Annotated in this window: 1 protein-coding gene and 1 pseudogene; one reads left to right on the forward strand and one right to left on the reverse strand. The window is 58.1% G+C overall.

The annotated features are described in order from the left end of the window. A pseudogene (locus tag CK240_RS18850) lies at nucleotides 1-340 on the forward strand (hypothetical protein); the annotation flags it as partial. A 15-nt stretch (nucleotides 341-355) separates the two neighbouring features. Here CK240_RS18850 and CK240_RS19085 read toward each other — a convergent pair. Then, nucleotides 356-578, reverse strand: a 223-nt coding sequence (locus CK240_RS19085; protein WP_205957927.1) for a hypothetical protein, incomplete at its 5' end; no start/stop codon positions are given.

Below are 578 nucleotides of genomic sequence, written 5' to 3' on the forward strand. Positions count from 1 at the left end.
GAGCCGGGCCGACACGGCGCGGCGGGTGCTGCTCTACGCAGCGGGCGTCTACCACATCGAGCCGCCGGAGGCGGGCGAGATCGCGGAACTGACCAAGGAGGTGTCCGCGATCGGGCGGAACGTGAACCAGGTGGTGCGGGCCATGAACGCGGCCGTGCAGCGCGGGCAGAAGATCCCCCGCCTGCAACTGGACCAGTTAGCCCACCAGCTGCACCAGATCGCCCGGGACAACGACAAGACCCGCAGCCTCATGGTTCGCCGCGCGCAGCAGCAGCGGGCGCATGTGGATCAGATCATCGAGGCTATGAAGGGCGGCGAAGAAGCCGCACCATTGGATTGAACAACTACAATTATTTTATTTTATGACCCCTAGTGCCGAGTGGAGCATCGGATGAATCTTCACCTTTGTAGATTGTTCAAGTTGGATTGTGGGAAGCGGTTTTTGCGTCTGGAAAAAGAACTGGTACGACAAACCAGGATCGTACTTTACTCCAACAGCACCCATAAGGTGCAATCTTGAGATTAAGGTGGACGCTAACTCGAAGGGCTCAACATCGCGGGACATTGCATCGTTGACT

The organism is Paracoccus salipaludis (genome assembly GCF_002287065.1).
GTDB lineage: Bacteria > Pseudomonadota > Alphaproteobacteria > Rhodobacterales > Rhodobacteraceae > Paracoccus > Paracoccus salipaludis.